At 67.5% G+C, this 22,019-nt stretch carries 14 protein-coding genes; 5 read left to right on the forward strand and 9 right to left on the reverse strand.

Going from position 1 to position 22,019, the window contains the following annotated elements; all coding sequences use genetic code 11:
- Positions 1-115 precede the first annotated feature (115 nt).
- From QFZ42_RS14685 to QFZ42_RS14725, 9 genes are all read right to left on the reverse strand, one after another.
- Positions 116-5,173: a malto-oligosyltrehalose synthase gene (locus QFZ42_RS14685; protein ID WP_307701658.1), complete on the reverse strand. Its 5,058-nt coding sequence runs from the start codon at positions 5,171-5,173 to the stop codon at positions 116-118.
- Positions 5,166-7,019: a malto-oligosyltrehalose trehalohydrolase gene (gene treZ / locus QFZ42_RS14690; protein WP_307701659.1), complete on the reverse strand. Its 1,854-nt coding sequence runs from the start codon at positions 7,017-7,019 to the stop codon at positions 5,166-5,168. Before treZ ends, QFZ42_RS14685 begins: the two co-directional genes overlap by 8 nt.
- Positions 7,016-9,178: a glycogen debranching protein GlgX gene (gene glgX / locus QFZ42_RS14695; protein ID WP_307701660.1), complete on the reverse strand. Its 2,163-nt coding sequence runs from the start codon at positions 9,176-9,178 to the stop codon at positions 7,016-7,018. Before glgX ends, treZ begins: the two co-directional genes overlap by 4 nt.
- Positions 9,179-9,241: 63 nt before the next feature.
- On the reverse strand, positions 9,242-9,988 hold the full coding sequence (locus tag QFZ42_RS14700) for a mechanosensitive ion channel family protein (RefSeq protein ID WP_307701661.1): 747 nt from the start codon (positions 9,986-9,988) through the stop codon (positions 9,242-9,244).
- A 58-nt stretch (positions 9,989-10,046) separates the two neighbouring features.
- On the reverse strand, positions 10,047-13,379 hold the full coding sequence (gene treS / locus QFZ42_RS14705; protein ID WP_307701662.1) for a maltose alpha-D-glucosyltransferase: 3,333 nt from the start codon (positions 13,377-13,379) through the stop codon (positions 10,047-10,049).
- Positions 13,380-13,389: 10 nt separating this feature from the next.
- Positions 13,390-15,441, reverse strand: coding sequence for an alpha-1,4-glucan--maltose-1-phosphate maltosyltransferase (locus tag QFZ42_RS14710; RefSeq protein ID WP_307701663.1), 2,052 nt, complete (start codon positions 15,439-15,441; stop codon positions 13,390-13,392).
- Positions 15,438-17,336, reverse strand: coding sequence for a 1,4-alpha-glucan branching protein GlgB (glgB, locus tag QFZ42_RS14715; RefSeq protein ID WP_307701664.1), 1,899 nt, complete (start codon positions 17,334-17,336; stop codon positions 15,438-15,440). The genes QFZ42_RS14710 and glgB overlap by 4 nt, the downstream gene beginning before the upstream one ends.
- 192 nt (positions 17,337-17,528) lie before the next feature.
- A complete protein-coding gene (locus tag QFZ42_RS14720; RefSeq protein ID WP_307701665.1) occupies positions 17,529-17,849 on the reverse strand; it encodes a hypothetical protein in 321 nt (106 codons plus the stop codon).
- Between the two features lie 103 nt (positions 17,850-17,952).
- Complete coding sequence (locus tag QFZ42_RS14725; protein ID WP_307701666.1) at positions 17,953-18,309, reverse strand: hypothetical protein; 357 nt, start codon at positions 18,307-18,309, stop codon at positions 17,953-17,955.
- A gap of 260 nt (positions 18,310-18,569) precedes the next feature.
- Here QFZ42_RS14725 and QFZ42_RS14730 point away from each other — a divergent pair, with 260 nt between their 5' ends.
- The 5 genes from QFZ42_RS14730 (at position 18,570) to QFZ42_RS14750 (ending at position 21,979) form a co-directional block, all read left to right on the forward strand.
- A complete protein-coding gene (locus QFZ42_RS14730; protein WP_307701667.1) occupies positions 18,570-19,007 on the forward strand; it encodes an Hsp20/alpha crystallin family protein in 438 nt (145 codons plus the stop codon).
- 24 nt (positions 19,008-19,031) lie between these two features.
- Positions 19,032-19,436: an Hsp20/alpha crystallin family protein gene (locus QFZ42_RS14735; protein ID WP_307701668.1), complete on the forward strand. Its 405-nt coding sequence runs from the start codon at positions 19,032-19,034 to the stop codon at positions 19,434-19,436.
- A 43-nt stretch (positions 19,437-19,479) separates the two neighbouring features.
- Positions 19,480-19,818, forward strand: coding sequence for a hypothetical protein (locus QFZ42_RS14740; RefSeq protein WP_307701669.1), 339 nt, complete (start codon positions 19,480-19,482; stop codon positions 19,816-19,818).
- A 134-nt stretch (positions 19,819-19,952) separates the two neighbouring features.
- Positions 19,953-20,636, forward strand: a complete 684-nt coding sequence (locus QFZ42_RS14745) for a phosphoribosyltransferase (protein ID WP_307701670.1) — start codon at positions 19,953-19,955, stop codon at positions 20,634-20,636.
- Positions 20,633-21,979, forward strand: a complete 1,347-nt coding sequence (locus tag QFZ42_RS14750; RefSeq protein WP_307701671.1) for an erythromycin esterase family protein — start codon at positions 20,633-20,635, stop codon at positions 21,977-21,979. The genes QFZ42_RS14745 and QFZ42_RS14750 overlap by 4 nt, the downstream gene beginning before the upstream one ends.
- Positions 21,980-22,019: the final 40 nt, after the last annotated feature.

The raw sequence follows: 22,019 nt of genomic DNA on the forward strand, positions 1-22,019 counted from the left end.
TGATGCCTTACTGGTCGGAATGAATATGAAAGTTCGCGAGCGCTGTTGTCGCGCTACGACGGTCCAGCCGCCCGCGTTTCTGAACTGCGATTAACTGATTCGATGAACCAGGTGCTCAGCCCTTGAACGCAGCCCAAGGCATCCGACAAAACGCCTCGTCAAGCGCAACGACATTGCTATCAACCACCAACCGCTCCCCGGTAAGCACGTTCTCCAGCCCCGCACTCCCGAACCCCTCAGGCACCACCACCCTCGTCCCCCGCCAAGCATCCGCCTCAGGAAGCACCGGCGCGACACCACCCACCCCCGCGCGCGCAATGCCAGCAAACAACCGCCCCGCCATCACCACCAGCGTCCGCCCTTCGTGCCTCCGCGCAAACGCCACCACATGCCGCGCCAGCGGCCCCTCGACCTTCAGCCCTTCAAAGCTGCCGTCCCCAAAAAGCTCCTCATGCTCGCGCCGCATCGACAGCAGCCGCCAGATGAACCAGAGCTTCGCGCTGCCATCGTGCGGCGCCTCGGCGAGCGACTGCAGCCGCACGGCTAGATCAGCGTCACCGGCCATCGCGCGGAGTTCCTCAAGCCGTTTCACGCGCAGGTCGTAATCCACCCGCCGCCGGTTGTCGGGGTCGACCAGGCTCAGGTCGACGAGCTCGCTGCCCTGGTAAAGGTCGGGCACGCCGGGCGAGGTGTACTTCAGCAGCGTCAGCGTCAGGCCGTTCCACGCACCGAACCACGAGAGGCGATCGGCCAGGCGCTGGATGTCGGCAAGGCACCCGTCCGCCGAACGGTCCGAGAGAATTCCTTGCACCAGAGCTTCGAGCGCGGCTTCGTACTGCGGGTCGGGCTGGGTCCAGCGCGTGCGGAGCTTGGCTTCGCGCGCGGCCTTCTGCATGTACTGCAGTACGCGCTGCTGGTACGCCGGAACGGCGGCGGCATCGAGTCCGCCGAATGGCAAGGTGCCCAGCAGCGTTTGATAAAGCAGGTACTCGTCGGCGCGCGAAGGCGCGGCCGCTGGTTGCCCGCGGCGGCAGAGCCCATGCCAGCGCGCCAGCGACTCCCGCCACTCGCCGGGCATTTCGGAAAGCACGCCGATGCGGTTGCGGACCTCTTCGGAGCGCTTGTTGTCGTGCGTCGAGGTCGCGAGCATGGTGTGGGGCCAGTGCCGCGCGCGGTCGGCGCTGAGCGCATGGAATTCGTCGACGTCGAAACCGAACTGGTCGGGCTCGCCGCCCACCTCGTTGAGCGAGCTGAGCGGAAAGTAGCGATAGAACGCGGTGTCTTCGACGCCCTTGGCCGCAACGGGCGCGCTGAATTGCTGAAAGCGCACGGCGAACCGGCGCACGCGCTCGGCCATTTCAGCGGGCGCATGCTCGGCGGCCTCGCCGCGCAGCGAGCGGCGCACAAAAGCGAAGATGGAGCGGTCGGCTTCCAGGCTCTGGCGTTCGGCGGCCTCGGTGGCGGCGTCGATGAAATGCGCGTCTTGCACCGAGGGTGCGTCGACGATGTAGGTGCGGTACACGGGCATGCACGCAGCCACGTCGGCCAGCGCGCGGCGCAGTGCGTTCAGCGTGTAGTCGCGCGTGCTGCGGTCGGCGCGCGCAATTCTCAGCAGCTCGGTAGAGAGCACGTTCAGTTCCGACGCGAGCGCGCTGCGCATGACCTCGTGCTTGCCCGAACGGGCGACCGCGTCGAAGTCTTGCGTCTCGCCTGTGAAGTCGTGCCAGGTTTGCCGCAATGCCTCGGCCGCGGCGGTGTTCAACAGCACGCCGTTGGCCACGTTCGCAAAGCGGTAGCCGGTGGTGCCGTGCACGTGCCATTCAACGGGCACTTCTTCTTCCGAGGCGGCGATCTTCTCGGCGACGACGTACAGCGGGCGCGGCGGCCTGCCGTCCGGGCCGGCGGCCGGCAGCACGCCCCCCGCGCGGCGCGCATAGCCTTCCTGCAGTTGGCGGAAGTAGCGTGCGGGGTCATACAGACCGTCGGGGTGGTCGATGCGAAGGCCGTCCACAGCGCCGGCCGCGGCAAGGTCGAGCGCGAAGGACTGCGTGGCTTCGAACACCTCGCCCCGCTCCATGCGCACCGCCGCGAGGTCGTTGATGTCGAAGAAGCGGCGGTAGTTGATTTCGTCGGCCGCCACGCGCCAGTAGGCGAGCCGGTAAGCCTGTACCTCGATGAGGCGGTGCAGCGCGTCGCGCGCCGGGTCCGAGGCGAGGTTGAGCTCGGCCACGGCGGCAAGCACGGCGCGCGCCACTGCCGGGTGCGCCTGCACCAGCTGCGCCAGGCGGGCCTTGAACAATTCCTTGTCGCGCACGCGCTCGGCGCGACCCGACGGCGCCTGCGCATGCCGGCCCGGCAGGTGCCCGAAGGCGGTCGAAAGACTGGCGAGTTCGGCCGCGAGCGCCGGGTCTTTCAGGTGCGGCAGCGCACGCGCCAGCACCACCGGATAGCTCTCGGGCGCGAGCGGAAACCGGTGGTCGAAGTAGCGCAGTGCGAAGCTGCCCTCTGCCGCTTCGAAGTGCAGCACCAGTTCGCCGCTAGCAAGCACTTCGCCGTAGTGGCCGCCGAGCACCGGCAGCAGCACCTTGCCGGTCAGCTCTTCGTTGAGCGGTTGCCAGTCGATGTCGAAATACTGCGCGAAGAGCGAGGCGGGGCCGTTCTCCAGCACATCCATCCACCATGCGTTGTCGGCGCCGAGCACGCCCATATGGTTGGGCACCATGTCGAGCAGTTGGCCGAGCCCGTTGGCCTGCAGCGCCGCAACGAAGCGCGCAAAGCCCTCGGCGCCGCCGAGCTCGGGGTTGATCTCGGCGTGCGCCACCACGTCGTAGCCGTGCGTGCTGCCCGCGCGCGCGCGCTGGATCGGCGAGCAATACACGTGGCTCACGCCGAGCTGCGCCAAATACGGCAGCACGCGAATCGCATCGTCGAAGCCGAAGCCCTTGTGGAACTGCAGGCGGTAGGTGGCCCGCGGCACGCGCGCCTGCAGCAGCGGCGGGGGCTCCGACCCCACGCTGCGGCGCGGCCGTATCGAACGCAGGTGCCCGGCCAGGCCTTGCATGGCATCGCTCGCGGCCAGCGCCTCCACCGACGACGCCAGCTTGCGCCGCCAGTTGGGATGCGTGTCGATGGTGCCCGGCATGTTGGCCTGCTCCACCTCGCCGGCCACGTCTTCGAGCTGGAACATCATCAACGCCGACGGTGCCGTGGCAAGGAATGCATGAATCGCCTGCATGGCCCGCGGCGAAGGCGTTGCAAGCGCCAGGGCCTGCGCGGCTTCGTCGTCCGAGAGCAGGCCGGCCTCGCGCACCGCCAGCATCAGTTGAATGCGCTCCTGCGCACGGCTCAGCAGCTGAGTGTCGAACAGCCGCGGGTCGGGGAAAAGGCCCAGTGCCAGCCGCAGCCGGAGGTCGTGGCCCGACCACCAGCCCGCGAGCGTGGCGAGATCGTGCGTGCTGATGGCCACCAGGGCCGCGGGCGGATACGACGCGGGCGGCGTGAACCCGCCGCCCTGCTGCTTCTCGAAGTAGAGCAGCCGGTAAGACAACACGTCGGCACGCGCGAGCGCGTCGCGCATCGCGTCTTCCACGGTACCCAGGTCTTCGCCCACGACCATGCAGCGATGGCGATGGCTTTCGACCGCGACGATGGCCAGCATCTCGTCGACCGCGTAGCGAACATAGGCCCCGTCGTGCGCGGTGCGGCCCGGCGGAATCCAGAACAGGCGCATCAGCCCCATCACATGGTCGATGCGCAATGCGCCCGCATGGCGCATGTTCTCGCGCAGCATCTGCACGAAGGGCTGGTAGTGATGAGTGCGCAGGCGGTCCGGGCGCAGCGGCGGCAATCCCCAGTTCTGCCCGGCCGGGTTGAACTCGTCCGGCGGCGCGCCGATGCTCGCGCCGACCGCGAAGCAATGCTGCGCGCCCCAGGCGTCGGAGCCGCCGCGGTCCACCGAGACGGCCAAGTCCAGGTAGAGCCCGATGCCCATGCCGAGCGCCTCGCAACGCTGGCCGGCGCGCGCAAGCTGGCGTTCGGCGATCCACTGCAGGTACTGGTGGTACTGCAGGCGATCCGCATGCTGCGCCGCAAAGGCTTGCACTTCGGGCGAGTCGATCTGCCGGTAAGCCTCCGGCCAGGCGAGCCAGCCCCAGCATTGCGGATCCGCTGCGGCGAAGTGGGCCTGCAGCGCCTCGAACAACGCATGCCGGCGAAGCGGTTCGCCCTGCTCCTCGACAAAGGCCAGGAAGGCTTTGCCCTGTTTGTCCGGTGCGCTGGTCGATGAAAGATGGTGCGTCCTGAAGTGTTCGAAGAGCAGTTCGAGCACTTCAAACTTGGCGGCGGCCACGCCGGCATGGTCGACCAGCGGTGCCTCGCGCAGGGCCGCCAGCCTCGACTGGAACCCGGACGATTCCACGCGGCGGCGTGCGGCTTCGCAAGCGCCGAAGTCCGCGACCGCCTCGACATCGATGTACAGCACGTTGAGCCGCTGCCGCGACGACGGGCTGTAGGGGCTGGCGCGTTGCGGGTCGGTCGGGAACAGCGCGTGCAGCGGGTTCAGGCCGATCACGTCGGCGCCCTGCCCGGCCATGCAGTCGATCAGCGTGTCGAGGTCGCCGAAGTCGCCGATGCCCCAGTTGCGCGGTGAGCGCAGCGCGTACAGCTGCACGGCCGCCCCCCAGACGCGCCCGCCGTCGCGCACGGCGGGCGGCCGGTAGCAGCGGCCGGGCGAAGCGATGACCATGGTCTCGCCTTCGAGGCCATCGATCCGCAGCCAGTGATAGCCGGGCGCGAGCGGCGCCTCCAAGTGCAGGGTGCAGCCGCCATCGGGCTGCGTCTGCGCATCGGCCTCGCCGTGGCGCAGGCGCCCTTCCTCATCGCAAAGCTGCCAGCGGAGCCTGGCCGCGAATTGGCCTTGCGGCAGCTGCACGGCCCAGTGCGGCGCGTGCGGTGCAACCACCTGCACCGGTGGCATGGCCGCTACGGCGATCGGCTCGGCCGCATCGCCCCTTGCGGCACCCGCTTGCACACCGAACTCGGCCAGCAATGCGGCAAGGTTTTCGGGCGTGGCCTGGCGCTGCTTTCCAAAGGCGTCGAAATAGGTGGCGGAGATGCCGTAGTGCCTGCACAGGCGTTCCAGCACATCGCTCGGCCGCTGACTCGAATCATCCACCAGCCATGTCCTCCAGCGTCGCATGCACTGCGCCGCGTTCGAGCCGCAGGCCGGCCGCGTCCGCCGCGGCGCCTGAGCTGTAGATCAGTTCGCCGGGCAGCACCGCGGCTTGCGTCGCCGGCTGCGCGCCGAAGTTGGCGAGCAGATGAAGGCGTTTGGCCGGCGCGTCGGCAGTGGCGCCAGCCAACTCCCATTGCACGTGCACGACGCCGTCTTCACAACGATGGCTTCCCGCGCGGCGCGCGCCGGCCAGATGGGGCACCAGCAGGCGATGGCGCGCATCGAGCAGCTGCTGCACCTCGCACAGGCGCGCAAAGTGCGGCTGCGTGCCGCGCTCGCGCCACCGGAGCTTCGAATTGGTGAAGGTCTCTTCGGCATTGGGATCGGGAATGCGTGCGCGGGCCGCGTCGTCCGCAAAGGCCGCGAAACCGCCGAACTCCGCGCGCCGCCCTTCGGCCACGGCGGTCGCCAGCTCGGGACCGAAGTCGCAGAAGTACAGGAACGGCGACGAGGCCGCGAACTCGTCGCCCATGAAGAGCATCGGCACATGCGGCGACAGGAGCACGCAAGCCAACCCCGCGCGCACCAGCGCCGGATCGCCCAGCGCATGAATGCGCTCGCCGAAGGCACGGTTGCCGACCTGGTCGTGGGTCTGCAAATAAGACACGAAGGCTGTCGATGGCAATTGCGTGCTCGGTTCGCCGCGCGGCTCGCCGCCGCGGAACGCCGAGGGCTGCCCCTGGTAGATGAAGCCCTCTGCCAGCGCACGCGCGAAACGGCCTGCGGCGTCGTCGGCATAGTCCGCGTAGTAGCCGTCGCGCTCGCCGGTGGCGAGCACGTGCGCGGCATGGTGAAGGTCGTCGTTCCATTGCGCGGTGCCGGCCACAGGCAAGCCGTTGCCGTCGCGCGCCAGCAAGGAAGCCTGGTTGGCATCGTTCTCCAGCACCAGGTGCACATGCCGCTCGCGCGCCGGCCCCGCGTTCAGCGCCTCGCGAATTTCCTGCACGATGTGCTTCGGAGATGAATCCCGAATGGCATGGATCGCATCCATGCGCAGGCCGTCGAGGTGAAACTCTTCGACCCAGTAGAGCGCGTTGTGAATGAAGAAGTCGCGCACGGTGCGCGACTGGTCGCCGTCGAAGTTGATCGCGGCGCCCCAGGGCGTGCGCTCTGCCGCGTTGAAGAACTCGGGGCAGCACGCGTGTAGGTAGTTGCCTTCCGGGCCGAAGTGGTTGTAGACCACGTCGACCAGCACCATGAGTCCGAGCGCGTGCGCGTCGCTGACCAGCGCCTTCAGGTCGTCGGGCGTTCCATAGCTGGCGTCGGGCGCGAACTGCAGCACGCCGTCGTAGCCCCAGTTGCGCGCGCCCGGAAAATCCGCCAGCGGCATGAGCTCGATGGCGGTGATGCCCAGCTCCGCCAGTTCGCCGATTCGTTCGCGCGCGGCCTGAAAGGTGCCCTCTTCGGTGAAGGTGCCCACATGCAGTTCGTAGACCACGGCCTCGTGCCAGGGGCGTCCGCGCCAGGCCGTGTCGGTCCATTCGAAGCGGGCCGGGTCGACGACCTGGCTCGGGCCATGCACATCCTGCGGATTGAAGCGCGAGGCCGGGTCCGGAATGGTGAGGCCGTCCGCCAGCCGGTAGGCGTAGCTGTCGCCGTGGCGCGCATCGGCCAACGTGAGGCGGTGCCAGCCGTCCGCGCCGCGCTGCATCGCGTGCGACGAAGCCACCCCTTGCGCGGGCGTGTGCACCAGCGTGATGCCGTCCGCCGAGGGCGCCCAAAGTGCAAAGTCGACGCCGTTGCCGTGCGCCGCGGCCCCGAAGGGCATGTGGTGAATGGACTTCATGGCCGCACATCCGGTCGGCTCAGCACCACCAGCGAGCGGCACTGCAACGGATAGGCGGGCTCCGACCAAGCGGGCGCGAGCGCCGCCACGTCCTCGGTGGCAGGCGGCGGCGTGCCGCTGGCGGTGTCGAGCAGCAGCCGCCAGGCGCCGTAGGGCGCGGCAGGCAGCGTGAACTTGATTTCGTCATGGTGCGCGTTGAACAGCACCAGAAAGTCGTCGTCGTGCAGCGCTTCGCCGCGCGGCCCGCGGTCGGCAATGCCGCCGCCCGACATGTACATGGCAAAGCACCTCGCGTTGGCGTCGCTCCAGTCGTGCGGCTGCATCTCGGCGCCGTCGGGCTTGAGCCAGACCACGTCGGTCACGCTTTCGGATTCGAGCGGTTTGCCGGCAAAGAAGCTGCGCCGCCGGAACGAAGGATGGGCGCGCCGCAGCGCGATGGTGCGCTCCACGAAAGTGACCAGCGCCTGGCGCTCGGGGGTGGGCGTCCAGTCGAGCCAGCCGATGTCGTTGTCCTGGCAGTAGGCGTTGTTGTTGCCGTTCTGCGTGTGGCCGCGCTCGTCGCCGGCCAAGAGCATCGGCACGCCCTGCGAGAGCAGCAGCGTGGCCAGCAGGTTGCGCTTCTGGCGCTCGCGCAGTGCCGCGATTTCCGGGTCCGCTGTCGGCCCTTCGGCGCCGCAGTTCCACGAGATGTTGTGGCTGCTTCCGTCGCGGTTGTCTTCGCCGTTCGCTTCGTTGTGCTTGTCGTTGTAGGAAACGAGGTCGTTGAGCGTGAAGCCGTCGTGCGCGGTGATGAAGTTGATGCTCGCGATGGGCCGCTTGCCCGACCAGCCGTAGAGGTCTTCCGAACCGGTGAGCCGCTTGCCCACTTCGCCGATCACGCCTGGGTCGCCCTTCCAGAAACCGCGCATGCCGTCCCGGTAGCGGTCGTTCCACTCGGCCCAGCCGAGCGGAAAGTTGCCCACCTGGTAGCCGCCATGGCCGAGGTCCCACGGCTCGGCGATGAGCTTGACGCGGTTGAGCGTCGGGTCCTGCCGAATCGCATCGAAGAATCCGCCGAGGTTCTCGACCTTGCCCGATTCGCGCGCCAGCGCCGACGCCAGGTCGAAGCGAAAGCCGTCGACATGCATCTCTTCCGCCCAGTAGCGCAGCGAATCCATCACCAGCTGCAGCGCATGCGGATGCTCGAGGTTGACGGTGTTGCCGCAGCCCGTGAAGTCGTCGTAGTAGCGCCGGTGCTCGGCGTTGACGATGTAGTACGAGGTGTTGTCCACGCCGCGCATCGAGAGCGTGGGCCCCAGCTGGTTGCCTTCGCAGGTGTGGTTGTAGACCACGTCGAGAATCACCTCGATGCCGGCCGAGTGCAGCGTCTTCACCATGGTCTTGAACTCTTTCACCTTGCCCGAGGCGCTGTAGCGCATCTCGGGAGCGAAGTAGGCCAGCGAGTTGTAGCCCCAGTAGTTCTGCAGGCCCTTTTCAGCCAGGTGCCTGTCGTTGAGGAAGCTGTGCACCGGCAGGAGCTCGACCGTGGTCACGCCCAGCCGCTTCAGGTAGTCGACCACGGGCGCGCAGCACAGGCCCCCGTAGGTGCCGCGCAATTCGGTCGGCACGTCGGGGTGGCGCATGGTGAAGCCGCGCACATGCAGTTCGTAGATCACCATGTCCTGCCATGGCACGGACGGCCGGTGGTCGTCGCCCCAGGTGAAGGCGGGCTCCAGCACGCGGCCCTTGGGCACCAGCGGCGCGCTGTCGCGGCGGTCGAACGACAGGTCTTCGCGCTTGCTGCCCACGGTGTAGCCATAGAGCGCATCGCCCCAGCGCAGTTCGCCGACCAGGTCTTTCGCGTACGGATCGACCAGCAGCTTGTGCGGATTGAAGCGGTGGCCTTCCTCAGGCTTATAGGGCCCGTGCACGCGATAGCCATAGGCCAGCCCGGGACGGGCCTCGGGCAGGTAGCAGTGCCAGACGCCGTCGGTGCGCTCGCGAATCGGAATGCGCTGGATCTCGTGGCGGCCCTTCTCGTCGAAGAGGCACAGTTCCACGCCTTGCGCGTGTTGGGAAAAGAGCGCGAAGTTGACGCCCTCGCCGTCCCAGTGGGCCCCGCGCGGGTAGGGGCGTCCCGGCCATACGGCCGTGATGGTGGGTCGTTTGCTGCGTGTCATCGAGTCGGGTGGGAGAAAGGGATGCTGCGGAAAGGGATGCGGGGGAAAACGGAAACAGGAATCTCAGCGCGGCGGTCGGTCGTCGGGTGGACTGGCCTTGTGGGTGCCTGTGATGATGGTGCTGCTGGTGGTCCCGTTGTCCTTGGGCAGGCGCGGCCACCAGCGCTCGATCTGCGCCGCGGCCCAGTCCTTGCCCGCGAGCCCGAAAGCCAGGGCCAGTGCAAACACCACGCCCGCGAGCACCACCAGGAAGCTCTCGCGCACGATGTCGCCGCCGACCTTGACCTGGTCGAGCGCAATCAGGATCACGAACGCCATGACCGCATAGCGCGCAATCTGCCCCAGCAGCGCGGCGTCGCGCAGCTGCGCGCCCCGGAAGTAGCTCGACACCGCCTCTCCCACGAAGCGGGCGAAATACGAACCGAAGGCCAGCACCAGCAAGGCGACGAAGAGATTCGGCACGAACCACACCACGCGCCCGAGCAGGTCGGCGATGTAGCTCAGGCCCATGCCGTTGAAGGCCAGCAGCAGCGCCGCGAAGATCACCAGCCAGTAGGCCAGCACGCCGAACAGGCTGCAGGTGTCGCCCGGCCATCCTCCCTGGCGCAGGAAGTTGTCCAGCCCCGCGCGCTCCGTCAGCACGTTGAAGTTGATCGCGCGCAGCGCTTTCGTGACGGCGAAGCGCACCGTCTTGGCGATGAGCCAGCCGGCGAGCACCACCACCAGTGCAATGGCCAGGCGAGGCACGAAAGCCCCGACCTGGTAAAGCATCGCGTTCAATGGCTCCAGGTGAATGCCAAATCGGTCCATGTGTCTCTCCGGTGCGGGGTTGCGGTTGCGGACGAAAGCGGCGGATGCGGTGCAAGCATCAACCGGACCGCTCCGCCTGCAGGAGCGCGAGCACGCCGTTCAGCGGCACCTGCGCCCAGTCGGCGCGATTGTTGAGCTCGTAGCGCAGTTCGTACAACGCCTTCTCGAGTTCGAACAGCGCGAGCAGTTCGGTGTCGATGCGCGCGCCGCCCTCCCCTGGCGCTGCTTCCAGGTAGCCGTCCAGGAAGGCCTGGCGCGCTGCCTGTTCCCACGCGGCGGCCGGCGGCGCGAGGTAGGCGGCCTCGTCCACGCTCTGCGCCACGCGCCGCAGGGCAGCCCAGCGCGCGTAGTTGAAAGAGCGCAGCATGCCGGCCACGTCGCGCAGCGGCGAGCCCTTGGTCCGGCGCTCGTCGAAGCTGCGCGCCGGCTCGCCCTCGAAATCGATGATGACGAAATCGTTATCCCGCAGCAGCACCTGGCCCAGGTGGAAATCGCCGTGGTACCGGCTCTTGATGCCGCCCTGTGCCTGCGGCTTGCATGCGGCGACCGAGGCTTGCAGCGCGTCTTCCATGGCGAGCAGTGCCTGCGCATCGGGCTGCGCCGAGGCCGGCAGCTGGGCCACTCTTTCGCGCAGCAGCGCCAGAGTGGCGGTGACGTCGGCCCTCGCCTGCGCCGTATAGCGGGCGATGTCGTCGGCCAGCAGCGGCTCGGGCTCGAACGCCGCCGCGCCGGTGCGCATTGCCAGCGCCGCGTGCAGTTCGGCCGTGCGCCGGCCCAGCGTGGCCATGAGCGCGATGAAGCCGCCGTGCACGGCCGTCGGGTCCGGCAGCAGCCCGCCGTCGGTGGTGGCGTAGTCGCGCAGGAAGCGTTCCAGGTAGCCGAGCGTGTGGTCCCACCCATCGCCCTGGTTGGACACATAGGACTGGACCATGGCCAGCGTCATGGTGCGGCCGTCGTTGGCGGTGTATTCGAGCGCGCCCAGCACCGGAACGCAGTGCGGATAGTGCGCGACTTCGGTCAGGAAGCGGCCCATTTCCAGCTCGGGGTTCAAGCCTTCGCGCAGGTGCCGGTAGCCCTTGAGGAACAGGGTCTCGTTCACCGTGACCACCGTGTTGCTGCTCACGCCGCTCGGGCGCCCGACGGGCAGGCTGCCGATATCGGCCTCGATGGCGGCGAAAGCGGCGGTCGCGCGGAAACGCAGCCGCCCTTGTGCGGTGTCCAGTTCCATGCCGCCGCGAATGGCCTGCACCAGCGCGCGGCAAAAGGCTTCGTCGTAGAACGCGTCCCCCATCAGGCCGACTTGCGCCTGCTGCCGCACCTTGGCGAGCGCCGCCTGCGCCACGCCTGCCATGCGCTCTTCATCGCGCTCTTCCCAGGCCAGCGCCAGCGGCATGAAATAGGTGGCGCCGCCCGGCGGCCCGTCGAGTTCGAGCAGGGGCATCATCCAGCTCTGCGCGCCGACTTCCCACACCGCGTGGTCCGCCAGGCGCGCCCGTTCGATGGTCGTTCCCTTCGACGCATACCAGCGCTGGATCTCGATGTGGCGCGGCAGCACCTCTTGCTCGAACTGCGCGCGCAGGCGCTCCGACATGCCGATGCGCCACGGCATCACGCGGTCGCGGAAGAAGCTGGTCCAGCCGTCGAACAGCACCAGCGTCGGCCACTCCTGCAGCGCCACGCCCTCCTGGTGCCAGCTCGGCATCTCGGCGTCGGACGTGAGCCTGAACCAGTAGAAGCCGTACGACGCCAGCGTGAGCAGGTACGGCAGCTCGCCGATCGGCGGAAACGGCGCGCGGCCCAGCATCTCGATGGGCACCCGGCCCTTGAAGGCCGACAGGTCCAGTTCCACCGGCTGCGCGGCGCGCGAGAGATTGAACACCGTCAGGATGATGTCGTCGCCGTACTCGCTCAGGTAGGCCAGGATCTTGCGGTTGCCCGGCTTCAGGAAGCGCCGCTTGCCGCGGCCGAAGGCATGGCTGGTCTTGCGCACGGCCAGCATGCGCTTGGTCCAGTTGAGCAGCGAGCTGCTGTCGCGCGCCTGCGCCTCGACGTTGAGCGCTTCGTAGCCGAACATCGGGTCCATGATGGGCTGCAGATACAGGCGCTGCGGGTCGGCGCGCGAGAAGCCGGCGTTGCGGTCGGGGCTCCACTGCATGGGCGTGCGCACGCCGTTGCGGTCGCCCACGAACACGTTGTCGCCCATGCCGATCTCGTCGCCGTAGTAGATGATGGGCGAGCCCGGCATCGACAGCAGCATGCCGTTCATGAGCTTCACGCGGTCGATGTCGTTTTCCATCAGCGGCGCCAGGCGCCGGCGAATGCCCAGGTTGATGCGCGCGCGCAGGTCGGCCGCATACATGGTGTACATGTAGTCGCGCTCCTTGCTGGTCACCATCTCGAGCGTGAGCTCGTCGTGGTTGCGCAGGAAGATCGCCCACTGGCAGCCCTCGGGAATGTCGGGCGTCTGCTGCATGATCTCGACGATCGGGTGCCGGTCTTCCTGCGCAATGGCCATGTACATGCGCGGCATGAGCGGAAAGTGGTACGCCATGTGGCACTCGTCGCCGTCGCCGAAATACTCGCGCACGTCTTCCGGCCACATGTTGGCCTCGGCCAGCAAAAACCGGTTCTTGTACTGCGCGTCGATGGCGGCGCGCACCTTCTTGATCACCGCATGGGTCTCGGGCAGGTTCTCGTTGCTGGTGCCGTCGCGCTCCACAAGGTAGGGAATGGCGTCGAGGCGGAAGCCGTCCACCCCCATGTCGAGCCAGAAGCGCATCACCTTGAAGATGGCCTCCAGCACCGCCGGGTTGTCGAAGTTCAGGTCGGGCTGGTGGCTGAAGAAGCGGTGCCAGTAGTAGGCCTTGGCTACCGGGTCCCATGCCCAGTTCGACGTTTCGGTGTCGGTGAAGATGATGCGCGTGCCCTGGTAGATCTGGTCGGTATCGCTCCACACGTAGAAGTCGCGCTCGGGCGAGCCGGCCGGTGCGCGGCGTGCGGCCTGAAACCAGGGGTGGTCGCTCGAGGTGTGGTTGATGACCAGCTCGGTGATCACGCGCAGCCCGCGTTCGTGCGCGGCGTCGAGCATCTCGCGGAAGTCGTCCAGCGTGCCGTACTGCGGGTTCACGTCTTCGTAGGCCGAGATGTCGTAGCCGTCGTCGCGTAGCGGCGAAGGGTAGAACGGCATCAGCCAGATGGTGTTGACGCCGAGTTCCTTCACGTAGTCGAGCTTGGCCGTCACGCCCTTGAAGTCGCCGATGCCGTCGTTGTTCGAGTCGAAGAACGCCTTGACGTTGAGCTGGTAGATCACCGCGTCCCGGTACCACAGCGGGTCGTCGCTGATATCGATTTCGACCGTTTCGAGCGCTATGTGGGAGACAGGTGCGTTCATGGGCGCGGCCTCAGAGGAAGTAGTCGAAGTCGCGCTCGTCGCCATGGCGCCGCCGTACGACGAAGATGTGCGCGGGCACGCTGTGCGGGTCGAGCCGGACGAAGTGCCAGCCGCCCTGCCAGGTGAACCTCTGTCCGCTCAGCAGGTCGTGCATCTGGAACGGGCGCGCGCTGTCGATGCCCACGCTGTGCGGGTCGAACTGGAGCCAGCCCGACTGCACGTTGTACGCATCGAGGTTCACCACGGTCACGATCGCGTTGTCGCCGCTCTCGGAGACCTTCACATAGGCCAGCAACTGGTCGTTGTCGATGGAAAGAAACCGGAGGCTGCGGTCCCGCTGCAGCGCAGGGTTCTCGCGCCGGATGCGGTTCACCCGGGCGATGAACGGTGCCAGGCTGCCGGGGTCGCCGTGGTTCCAGTGGCGCAGCTGGTATTTCTCGGAGTCGAGGTATTCCTCGCTGCCGGGCGAGCGCGGCCGGTGTTCGCGCAGTTCGTAGGCGGGCCCGTAGATGCCGTAGTTGGCCGACAGCGTGGCGGCAAGCACCAGCCGCGCCATGTACACGGAGGGCTCTCCGCCCTGCAGCTGCTCGTGCAGGATGTCGGGCGTGTTCGGCCACACGTTGGGCCTGAAGTAGTCGACGCCGGGCGCGGTGGAAAGCTCGGTGAAGTACTCGGTGAGTTCCTGCTTGGTGTTGCGCCAGGTGAAGTAGGTGTACGACTGCGAGAAGCCGAGCTTCGCCAGCCGGTGCATCACCTTGGGCCGCGTGAAGGCCTCCGCAAGGAAGATCACGTCCGGGTGCTCGCGCCGGATTTCGCCGATGGCCCACTCCCAGAACGGAAAGGCCTTGGTGTGCGGGTTGTCGACGCGGAAGATGCGCACGCCCTCGCCGATCCAGTGCTCGATGACGCTGCGCAGCTCCGCCCACAGGCCGCGCCAGTCTTCGCTCTCGAAGTTGAAGGGATAGATGTCCTGGTACTTCTTGGGCGGGTTTTCCGCGTACTGCACGCTGCCGTCGGGCCGCCAGCGGAACCAGTCGGGATGCGCCTTCACGTAGGGGTGGTCGGGCGCGCATTGGAACGCGATGTCCAGCGCAATCTCCAGCCCGTGCGCCGCGGCCTGCGCATACAGATGGCGAAAATCTTCCGCCGTTCCGAGAGCCGGAAGAATCGACTTGTGCCCGCCCTCGGCCGCGCCGATGGCCCAGGGGCTGCCGACATCGTCGGGTCCGCTGGCCAGCGCGTTGTTGGGCCCCTTGCGCTGCAGGCGGCCGACAGGGTGGATCGGCGGAAAGTAGAGCACGTCGAAGCCCATGGCCGCAATGGCCGGCAGGCGCGCCTCCACGTCCTTGAAGGTGCCGTGCACGCCGGGCGTCGGGCTCGTGGAGCGCGGGAACAGTTCGTACCAGGTGCTGAAGCGCGCGCGCGCGCGTTCGGCCTCCAGCGGCAGCTCGATGGGGTAGCGCACCTCGCGCCGGCGGTCCGGGTGGCGGCGCGCGAGCATGGCGAGCTCTTCGTCGAGCGCCAGTGCCTTGAGGGTCGACGCCTCGGTGGCGGGATGGGCGGCCACGGCGTCGAGCTCGGTGGCCCAGCGCGCAAGCGCCTGCCGGTCGGCGCCCTCGGCCCGCTCGGCGGCCGCGGCCACCTCGAGCGCGCCCACCTGCGACGCGATGCGCACGTCGTCGGCATCGACACGGCGCGTCATCTCGCTGCGCCACGATTCGAAGGGGTCGACCCATGCCACCACGGTGTAGACATAGCGGCCGAGCGCGGGCGGCGAGAAGGCGGCCTCCCACACGTCGTTGACGAGCGGCTTCATCGCCACTTCGCGGAACTCGGCCTTGTCCTGCGGCCGCCAGCACAGCTGCACCCGCAGCACGTCGTGGCCGTCGGTGAAGCAATGCGCCTTCACGCGCACCATTTCTCCCACGGTGCATTTCACCGGGAAGCGGCCGTTGTCCACCGCCGGCAGGACGGTGTCGATCACCGCGCGCCTGTCGCCGCCCTGCAGCTCGGGCATTCTCGAAGCCGCGGGCGCCTGGGGAGTGGTGAACAGTTTTTTCATGATGGCCGGTGCTCGAAAATCAGCGTGGAGAGCGGCGGCAAGCTCACGCACACCGAGTGCATGCGGCCATGCGAACGCACGGGTGCGGACTCGACGCCCCCCAGGTTGCCCCAGCCCGAGCCGCCGAATTCCACTGCGTCGGTATTGATGAGTTCGCGCCAGAAACCGCCCAGCGGCACGCCCAGCAGGTAGTTGGTGCGCGGCACCGGCGTCATGTTGCTCACCACCAGCAGCGGCGGATGGCCGTCGCGCGCCTTGCGCACGAACGCGAACACGCTGTGCTCGGCGTCGTCCGCCACCACCCACTCGAACCCCGAGGGGGTGAAGTCCTGCTGGTAGAGCGCGGGCGCGCCGCGGTACACCCGGTTCAGCTGCGAAACGAGCCGCTGCAGGCCCGAGTGCCCTTCGAGGTCGCACACCCACCATTCGAGTTCGCCGTCGTGCGTCCACTCGCGCCGCTGGCCGAACTCGCCGCCCATGAACAGCAGCTTCTTGCCCGGATGCGCCCACATGAAGCCGAACAGAGCACGCAAATTGGCGAACTGCTGCCACGGGTCGCCGGGCATCTTGCCGAGCAGCGAGCCCTTGCCATGAACCACTTCGTCGTGCGACAGCGGAAGCACGAAGTTCTCGTGGAACGCATAGACCAGCGAGAACGTCAGCTTGTGGTGGTGGTACTTGCGATGGACGGGCTCTTCCTTCATGTAGGCGAGCACGTCGTGCATCCAGCCCATGTTCCATTTCTCGCCGAAGCCCAGGCCGTCCATGTCGGTCGGGCGCGAAACGCGCGGCCACGCGGTCGATTCCTCGGCGATGCTGATGGCGTCGGGGTGCTCGCGGTAAATGGCACGGTTCAGCGTCCGCAGGAAATCGATGGCCTCCAGGTTCTCGCGGCCGCCGTGGCGGTTGGGAATCCACTCGCCGTGCTTGCGCGCATAGTCGAGGTACAGCATCGACGCCACCGCGTCGACCCGCAGCCCGTCGAGGTGGTAGCGGTCGAGCCAGAACAGGCCCGACGACACCAGGAAGCTGCGCACTTCCGGACGCCCGTAGTTGAAGATGCTCGAATTCCATTCCGGGTGAAAGCCCTGGCGCGGATCGGCATGTTCGTAGAGGTGCGTGCCGTCAAAGAACGCGAGCCCATGCTCGTCGGTGGGGAAATGCGAAGGCACCCAGTCCAGCAGCACGCCGATGCCGTTCTGGTGCAGGTGATCGACCAGGTACATGAAATCCTGCGGCGATCCGAAGCGGGCCGTGGGCGCAAAGTAGCCGGTGGTCTGGTAGCCCCATGAGCCGTAGAACGGGTGCTCCGTCACCGGCATGAGCTCCACATGCGTGAAGCCCATGTGCTTCACGTAGGCCGACAGTTCATGCGCGATTTCGCGGTAGCCCATGAAGACGCCGCCCTGCCGCCGCCACGAGCCCAGGTGCACTTCGTAGACGGACATCGGCGCATCGAGCGCGTTGCGCGCCGCGCGCGTGGCCATCCATTCGGCGTCGTTCCATTCGTAGGAAAGTTCGCAGATGCGCGAGGCCGTGGCGGGCGGGTGTTCGGCGCAGAACGCAAACGGGTCGGCCTTGTCGACCACATAGCCGCCGAAGCGTGAGCGGATGCGGTACTTGTAGGCCTGGCCCGGCGCCGCGTGGGCCGCATCGCCTTGCCAGATGCCGGTGCCATCCGGCGACGGTACCAGCGGGTCGGCGTCGCCGGACCAATGGTTCCAGTCGCCGACCACCGCCACCGATTCCGCGTTGGGCGCCCATACCGCGAACCGGGCGCCGCCCTCTTTTCGAAGATGGCATCCCAGAAGGTCGTACAAGCGGGAATGCGTTCCCTCCCGGAACAGGTAGGCGTCTTGCGCCTCGGGCTCTGATAGCGCTTGGGTCACTGGCACCGGTGTTCCTTGCTCGCATGAAGGCCAGCGACCGGGTGCTCAACGGAACACGCTTTCGGCATCTACAAGGCCTGAGCACACAATTTGCAAAGAAAGCGTGTGCAGCGGGTAAGGCTTAAACCCCGTTGCCGTGTCGGAGAGTTACCCATCACGCGATCAGGGAAGAAAAAATCTCCTGCCCGCGTGGCTGTTTCAGGCCGCGAGCGACGTCGCCGGCGACCCTGTGTGCACACCCGCGGACCTTGGGTAGATGCGGCGGGAAAAATCGTCCACGGTGAGCACGATGGCGTGGTTCGGGTTGGCCCGGTAGCGCTTCAGGGCGGCGGCGCCGATGGCGTCGAAGTGCGTCCTGCAGGTTTCGAGCAACCGGTCGCCGAGGTTCCTCGTGCCGAACACGTCATGCAATGTTTCTTCCGAAATCTGCGCGATGATCCGCGCGCCGTCGGGACCGTCCGGGTAGACCGCAAACCGGACGGTCGCCGTGTCAAAGCAGTAGATGCCTTCGAAGTCCATGTCTGTCTCCTGTACGCGCTTGTAGTGAATGGCGAATCGGATTCAGCGCGGAACGGCGCATACGCCGGCATGGACTTCCGCGCATGTTCAGGAAGGAAGCGGCCTACACGCTTTGGGAGGGCCGGGAATCCTTGCCGCGCGAAGGCAAACCTTGCTGCAATCTCTGCCGATGGCGCGCATTGATGAGCCAGTTTTTCAGGCCCCCGTGGCGGGACTGGGGTCGCGGTGTTTCGCCCGGATACCGGATGCGCGACAACTCTTCGCGGCCTTTTTCGGTGATGGCCAGCACTTGCGCGGCGGGCTCGGCGCCTGAAAGCTTCAGCGGATCGGCGGGCGCCGGAACGAAGGCGATCACGAATCCGGCCTGGCGAAGAATCCTGACCTCGTCGATCTCCTTGGGTGTGCGGAAAGACACGGGCAGGCGGGACGCGGCAATTTGCTTGAGCAGGTCCATCGACATGACAAATCTCCTCTAGGTCTGGAATGACGATTGACGATTTCCACGACGATCGAACTAGGTCCGCCGGGCCGTCCTTCAAGGGACTCGAACGATGTTCTTTTCAATCGCCGGCGCCGGGCTCATAGCATGCGATTCGCGCCGCCGCGCGTCGCAAAAACCCCCCTCTTGAAAACGCGCCGGCAGCGCCTATTTCGCTGATCGGAAGCGCTGGAGGGGCCTCCGGCGCTCCGTTCAATCACTTTCGAATGGAGGTTTTCGCCATGTACCGATCCTTGTTTCCGCGCGACATGTTCGCCGAGATGGATCGCCTGCAGCGCGAGATGCAGCAGGCCTTCGATCTGTCTCCGACCATCCGCGGCTTTGGCCGCAACGGCTTCCCTGCCCTGAACGTCGGCGGCACGCCACAGACCGTGGAGATCTACGCGTTCGCGCCGGGCGTCGACCCGTCCTCGCTCGAAGTCAACCTCGAGCGCGGCCTCCTCACCATCGCGGGAAAGCGCGGCAACGCGCTGCCCGAGGGCGATGACAAGGCGGCCGTTCACATCAACGAGCGCTTCGAGGGCGCCTTCCGGCGGGTGCTGACCTTGCCCGACGACGCCGACCCTGAAGCCGTCCAGGCCAAGTACCGCGACGGCGTGCTGCACATCTCCGTGCAGCGCCGTGCTTCGTCGCAGCCCCGGCGCATTGCCGTTCAATGACAAAGAAAGAAAGGAGAGACGACCATGAACAACACCACATCGCCCCGTGTCGCCGAGTCGAAGGAACTGGCCCGGAAAGAGGACGCGCGCTACAGCGACGCCGCCCTCACGCCCCCGGTGGACGTGATCGAGGACAGCGGCGGCATCACCCTGTTCGCCGACCTGCCCGGCGTTTCGCGCGACAAGCTCGGCCTGCATGTCGCGTCCGACACGCTGACCATCGAGGCGGAGTCCGACCTGGCGGTTCCCGAGGGCTTGAAGTCGAGCCACACCGAAGTGGGCCTGGGCCGCTTCCGCCGCGTGTTCACCCTGAGCAAGGAACTGGACACGGCCGCCATCTCGGCGGAACTCAAGCAGGGTGTGCTGAAGCTGCGCATTCCGAAGGCGGAACACGCCCAGCCGCGGCGCATCGAAATTCAGGCGGCCTGAGCCGGCCGATCGCCGAGATGTGCACATGCTCCGGAGGTGAGAGATGAGCGGTACCGAATGCCTGGCGCGCTTGCGCGCCGATGCCGCAGCCCTGAGTCCGCGCGCGGCGCATATCGCGCTGGCGCTCCTGCCCGCCGTCGATCACCTGCCGGATGCATGGAAGGCGGGCCTGCGCAAGACGCTGGCCCATCGCGCCGGCGCAACGCCGCCGCTGCCTCCGAACGAGTTCGATGCCATCCGCGTGGCTGCGGCCAGCCTTCCGCATGCGTATCCGGAATGGGTGGCCACGGACCCGGAGCACCCGAAGGCGCGCGCGCTGATCGTCGATGCCTGGGAGGCTGCCCAGCGCTACCGGTCCGGGCCGTTGCAGCGCAACGCCTAGGAGCGCCCCGCGCCCTTGCGCGCCTGCCCGGACCCTGCCGGCCGCGCCATGGCAGCGCACGCCTACGCCGATGTGCGCATCCCCCTACAGCCTCGATGCGCCGCTGAAAATAAGGTGTTCCGGAGGACATCGAAATGGCGTTCGAGTTTTTCCGGAACCGGCAGCACGCGGGCCGCGTGCTCGCCGAGAAACTGACAAGTTACGCAGACAGGCCTGACCTGATCGTGCTGGCCCTGCCGCGCGGCGGCACGCCGGTCGCGTACGAGGTGGCCGAGGCGCTCCACGCGCCGCTCGATGTGCTGGTGGTGCGCAAGCTGGGCGTGCCGGGGCATGAGGAGTACGCCATGGGCGCCATTGCGGGCGGCGGCGAACGGGTGCTGGACGACGAACTCGTGCGGGACCTTGGCATCGGTGCGAAGGCGATCGACGACGTGGTGCGCGCCGAGCAGCGCGAACTCGAACGCCGCGAGCGCGCGTACCGCGGCGAGCGGCCCGCGCCCGATCTGCGCGGCCGCACCGCGATCCTCGTCGACGACGGGCTTGCCACCGGATCGACCATGTGGGTTGCGGTGCGCGCGGTACGCCGGCAGGCGCCGGCCCGCATCGTCGTCGCCGCGCCGGTCGCGTCGCCCGAGGCCTGCGAGCTCTTGCGCCGCGAGGCCGACGAACTGGTCTGCGCCGAAGTACTGGATCCATTCCTGGGTGTCGGACGCTGGTATCTCGATTTTTCGCAGACGAGCGACGAGGAAGTGTGCAGCCTGCTCGAAGACGCGAGCCATCACCACCGCACGCTCCAGCCTGAGGACGTTGCACGATGAAGCCATCCCGCATGTCGAAAGAGACGGAGGCGCTGCGCCACGCGGCCTATCCGATGGACGGTTCGCCGGACGACCACGACGCCCTGCTCGACCTCATCGGCGATGCGCACTATGTGCTGCTCGGCGAAGCCTCGCACGGCACGCACGAGTTCTACGCCGAGCGCGCGAACATCACGCGGCGCCTGCTGGCCGAGAAAGGCTTCAACGCCGTGGCCATCGAAGGCGACTGGCCCGATGTCTACCGCGTCAACCGCTATGTCAGAGGCGCCGGCGACGACGCGAGCGCATCCGAGGCGCTGGCGGGCTTTCGCCGCTTTCCGACCTGGATGTGGCGCAACGAAGATGTCGCCCGCTTCGTCGAATGGCAGCGCGCCTTCAACAACGCCGAGCCGCCCCAGGGCAAGACGGGCTTCTACGGGCTCGATCTTTACAGCCTGCAGGGCTCGATCGAAGCGGTGCTCGCCTACTTCGAACGGACCGACCCCGAGGCCGCGCGGCTCGCACGCGAGCGCTACGGCTGTTTCGACCGCTTCGGCGACCGCGACCAGGTCTACGGCCTGATGGCGGGCCTCGGCAACTCGCCTTCCTGCCAGCAGGAAGTGGTCGACATGCTGCTGGAAATGCGCCGCGCCGCCGCCGATGCCTGGCGCAGCGGCGATGTGGCCGACGAGGAACACGCCTTCAACGCCGAGCAGAACGCGCGCCTCGTCAAGAACGCCGAGGCGTACTACCGCTCGATGTACCTGAGCGACGTCTCCTCGTGGAACCTGCGCGACCGGCACATGGTCGAGACGCTGGGCGAGATCGAGCGCCACCTGTGGCGCGGCAGCGGGCGGCCCAAGATCGTGGTGTGGGCGCACAACTCGCACCTGGGTGACGCGCGCGCCACCGAAATGGGCGAAGACCGCGGCGAACTCAACGTCGGCCAGCTGGTGCGCGAACGCGAAGGCCGCAACGCGGTGCTGGTGGGCTTCACCACCCACACGGGCACCGTGATGGCGGCCTCCGACTGGGGCGCGCCCGCCGAGCGCAAGCAGGTCGTTCCGTCGCGGCCGGACAGCCACGAGGGCCTCATGCACGAAACCGGCCTCGAGCGCTTCATGCTGCCGCTGCGCGGTGAAGGCAGCCACTGCTTCGCGCTTCGGGAGCCGCGGCTCGAACGCGCCATCGGCGTCATCTACCGGCCCGAAACCGAACGGCAGAGCCACTACTTCTTCGCGCGGCTGCCGGTGCAGTTCGACGCGATCCTGCACGTCGACCAGACCCGCGCGGTCGAGCCGCTGGAACGCGATGCGGCGGCGAAGGACTCCGGCGTTCCGGAAACCTATCCTTCCGGCAAGTAGACAAGTAGGCAAATAGCCGCCGCGCGTGAACGCGCGCAAA

It is taken from the genome of Variovorax paradoxus (assembly GCF_030815855.1).
Lineage (GTDB): Bacteria > Pseudomonadota > Gammaproteobacteria > Burkholderiales > Burkholderiaceae_C > Variovorax > Variovorax paradoxus_M.

Coding starts and splice junctions, on each gene's coding strand:
- treZ (WP_307701659.1), bottom strand. CDS start 7,019: ATGAAGTCCATTCACCACATGCCCTTCGGGGCCGCGGCGCACGGCAAC.
- glgX (WP_307701660.1), bottom strand. CDS start 9,178: ATGACACGCAGCAAACGACCCACCATCACGGCCGTATGGCCGGGACGC.
- QFZ42_RS14700 (WP_307701661.1), bottom strand. CDS start 9,988: ATGGACCGATTTGGCATTCACCTGGAGCCATTGAACGCGATGCTTTAC.
- treS (WP_307701662.1), bottom strand. CDS start 13,379: ATGAACGCACCTGTCTCCCACATAGCGCTCGAAACGGTCGAAATCGAT.
- QFZ42_RS14710 (WP_307701663.1), bottom strand. CDS start 15,441: ATGAAAAAACTGTTCACCACTCCCCAGGCGCCCGCGGCTTCGAGAATG.
- QFZ42_RS14720 (WP_307701665.1), bottom strand. CDS start 17,849: ATGGACTTCGAAGGCATCTACTGCTTTGACACGGCGACCGTCCGGTTT.
- QFZ42_RS14725 (WP_307701666.1), bottom strand. CDS start 18,309: ATGTCGATGGACCTGCTCAAGCAAATTGCCGCGTCCCGCCTGCCCGTG.
- QFZ42_RS14730 (WP_307701667.1), top strand. CDS start 18,570: ATGTACCGATCCTTGTTTCCGCGCGACATGTTCGCCGAGATGGATCGC.
- QFZ42_RS14735 (WP_307701668.1), top strand. CDS start 19,032: ATGAACAACACCACATCGCCCCGTGTCGCCGAGTCGAAGGAACTGGCC.
- QFZ42_RS14740 (WP_307701669.1), top strand. CDS start 19,480: ATGAGCGGTACCGAATGCCTGGCGCGCTTGCGCGCCGATGCCGCAGCC.
- QFZ42_RS14745 (WP_307701670.1), top strand. CDS start 19,953: ATGGCGTTCGAGTTTTTCCGGAACCGGCAGCACGCGGGCCGCGTGCTC.
- QFZ42_RS14750 (WP_307701671.1), top strand. CDS start 20,633: ATGAAGCCATCCCGCATGTCGAAAGAGACGGAGGCGCTGCGCCACGCG.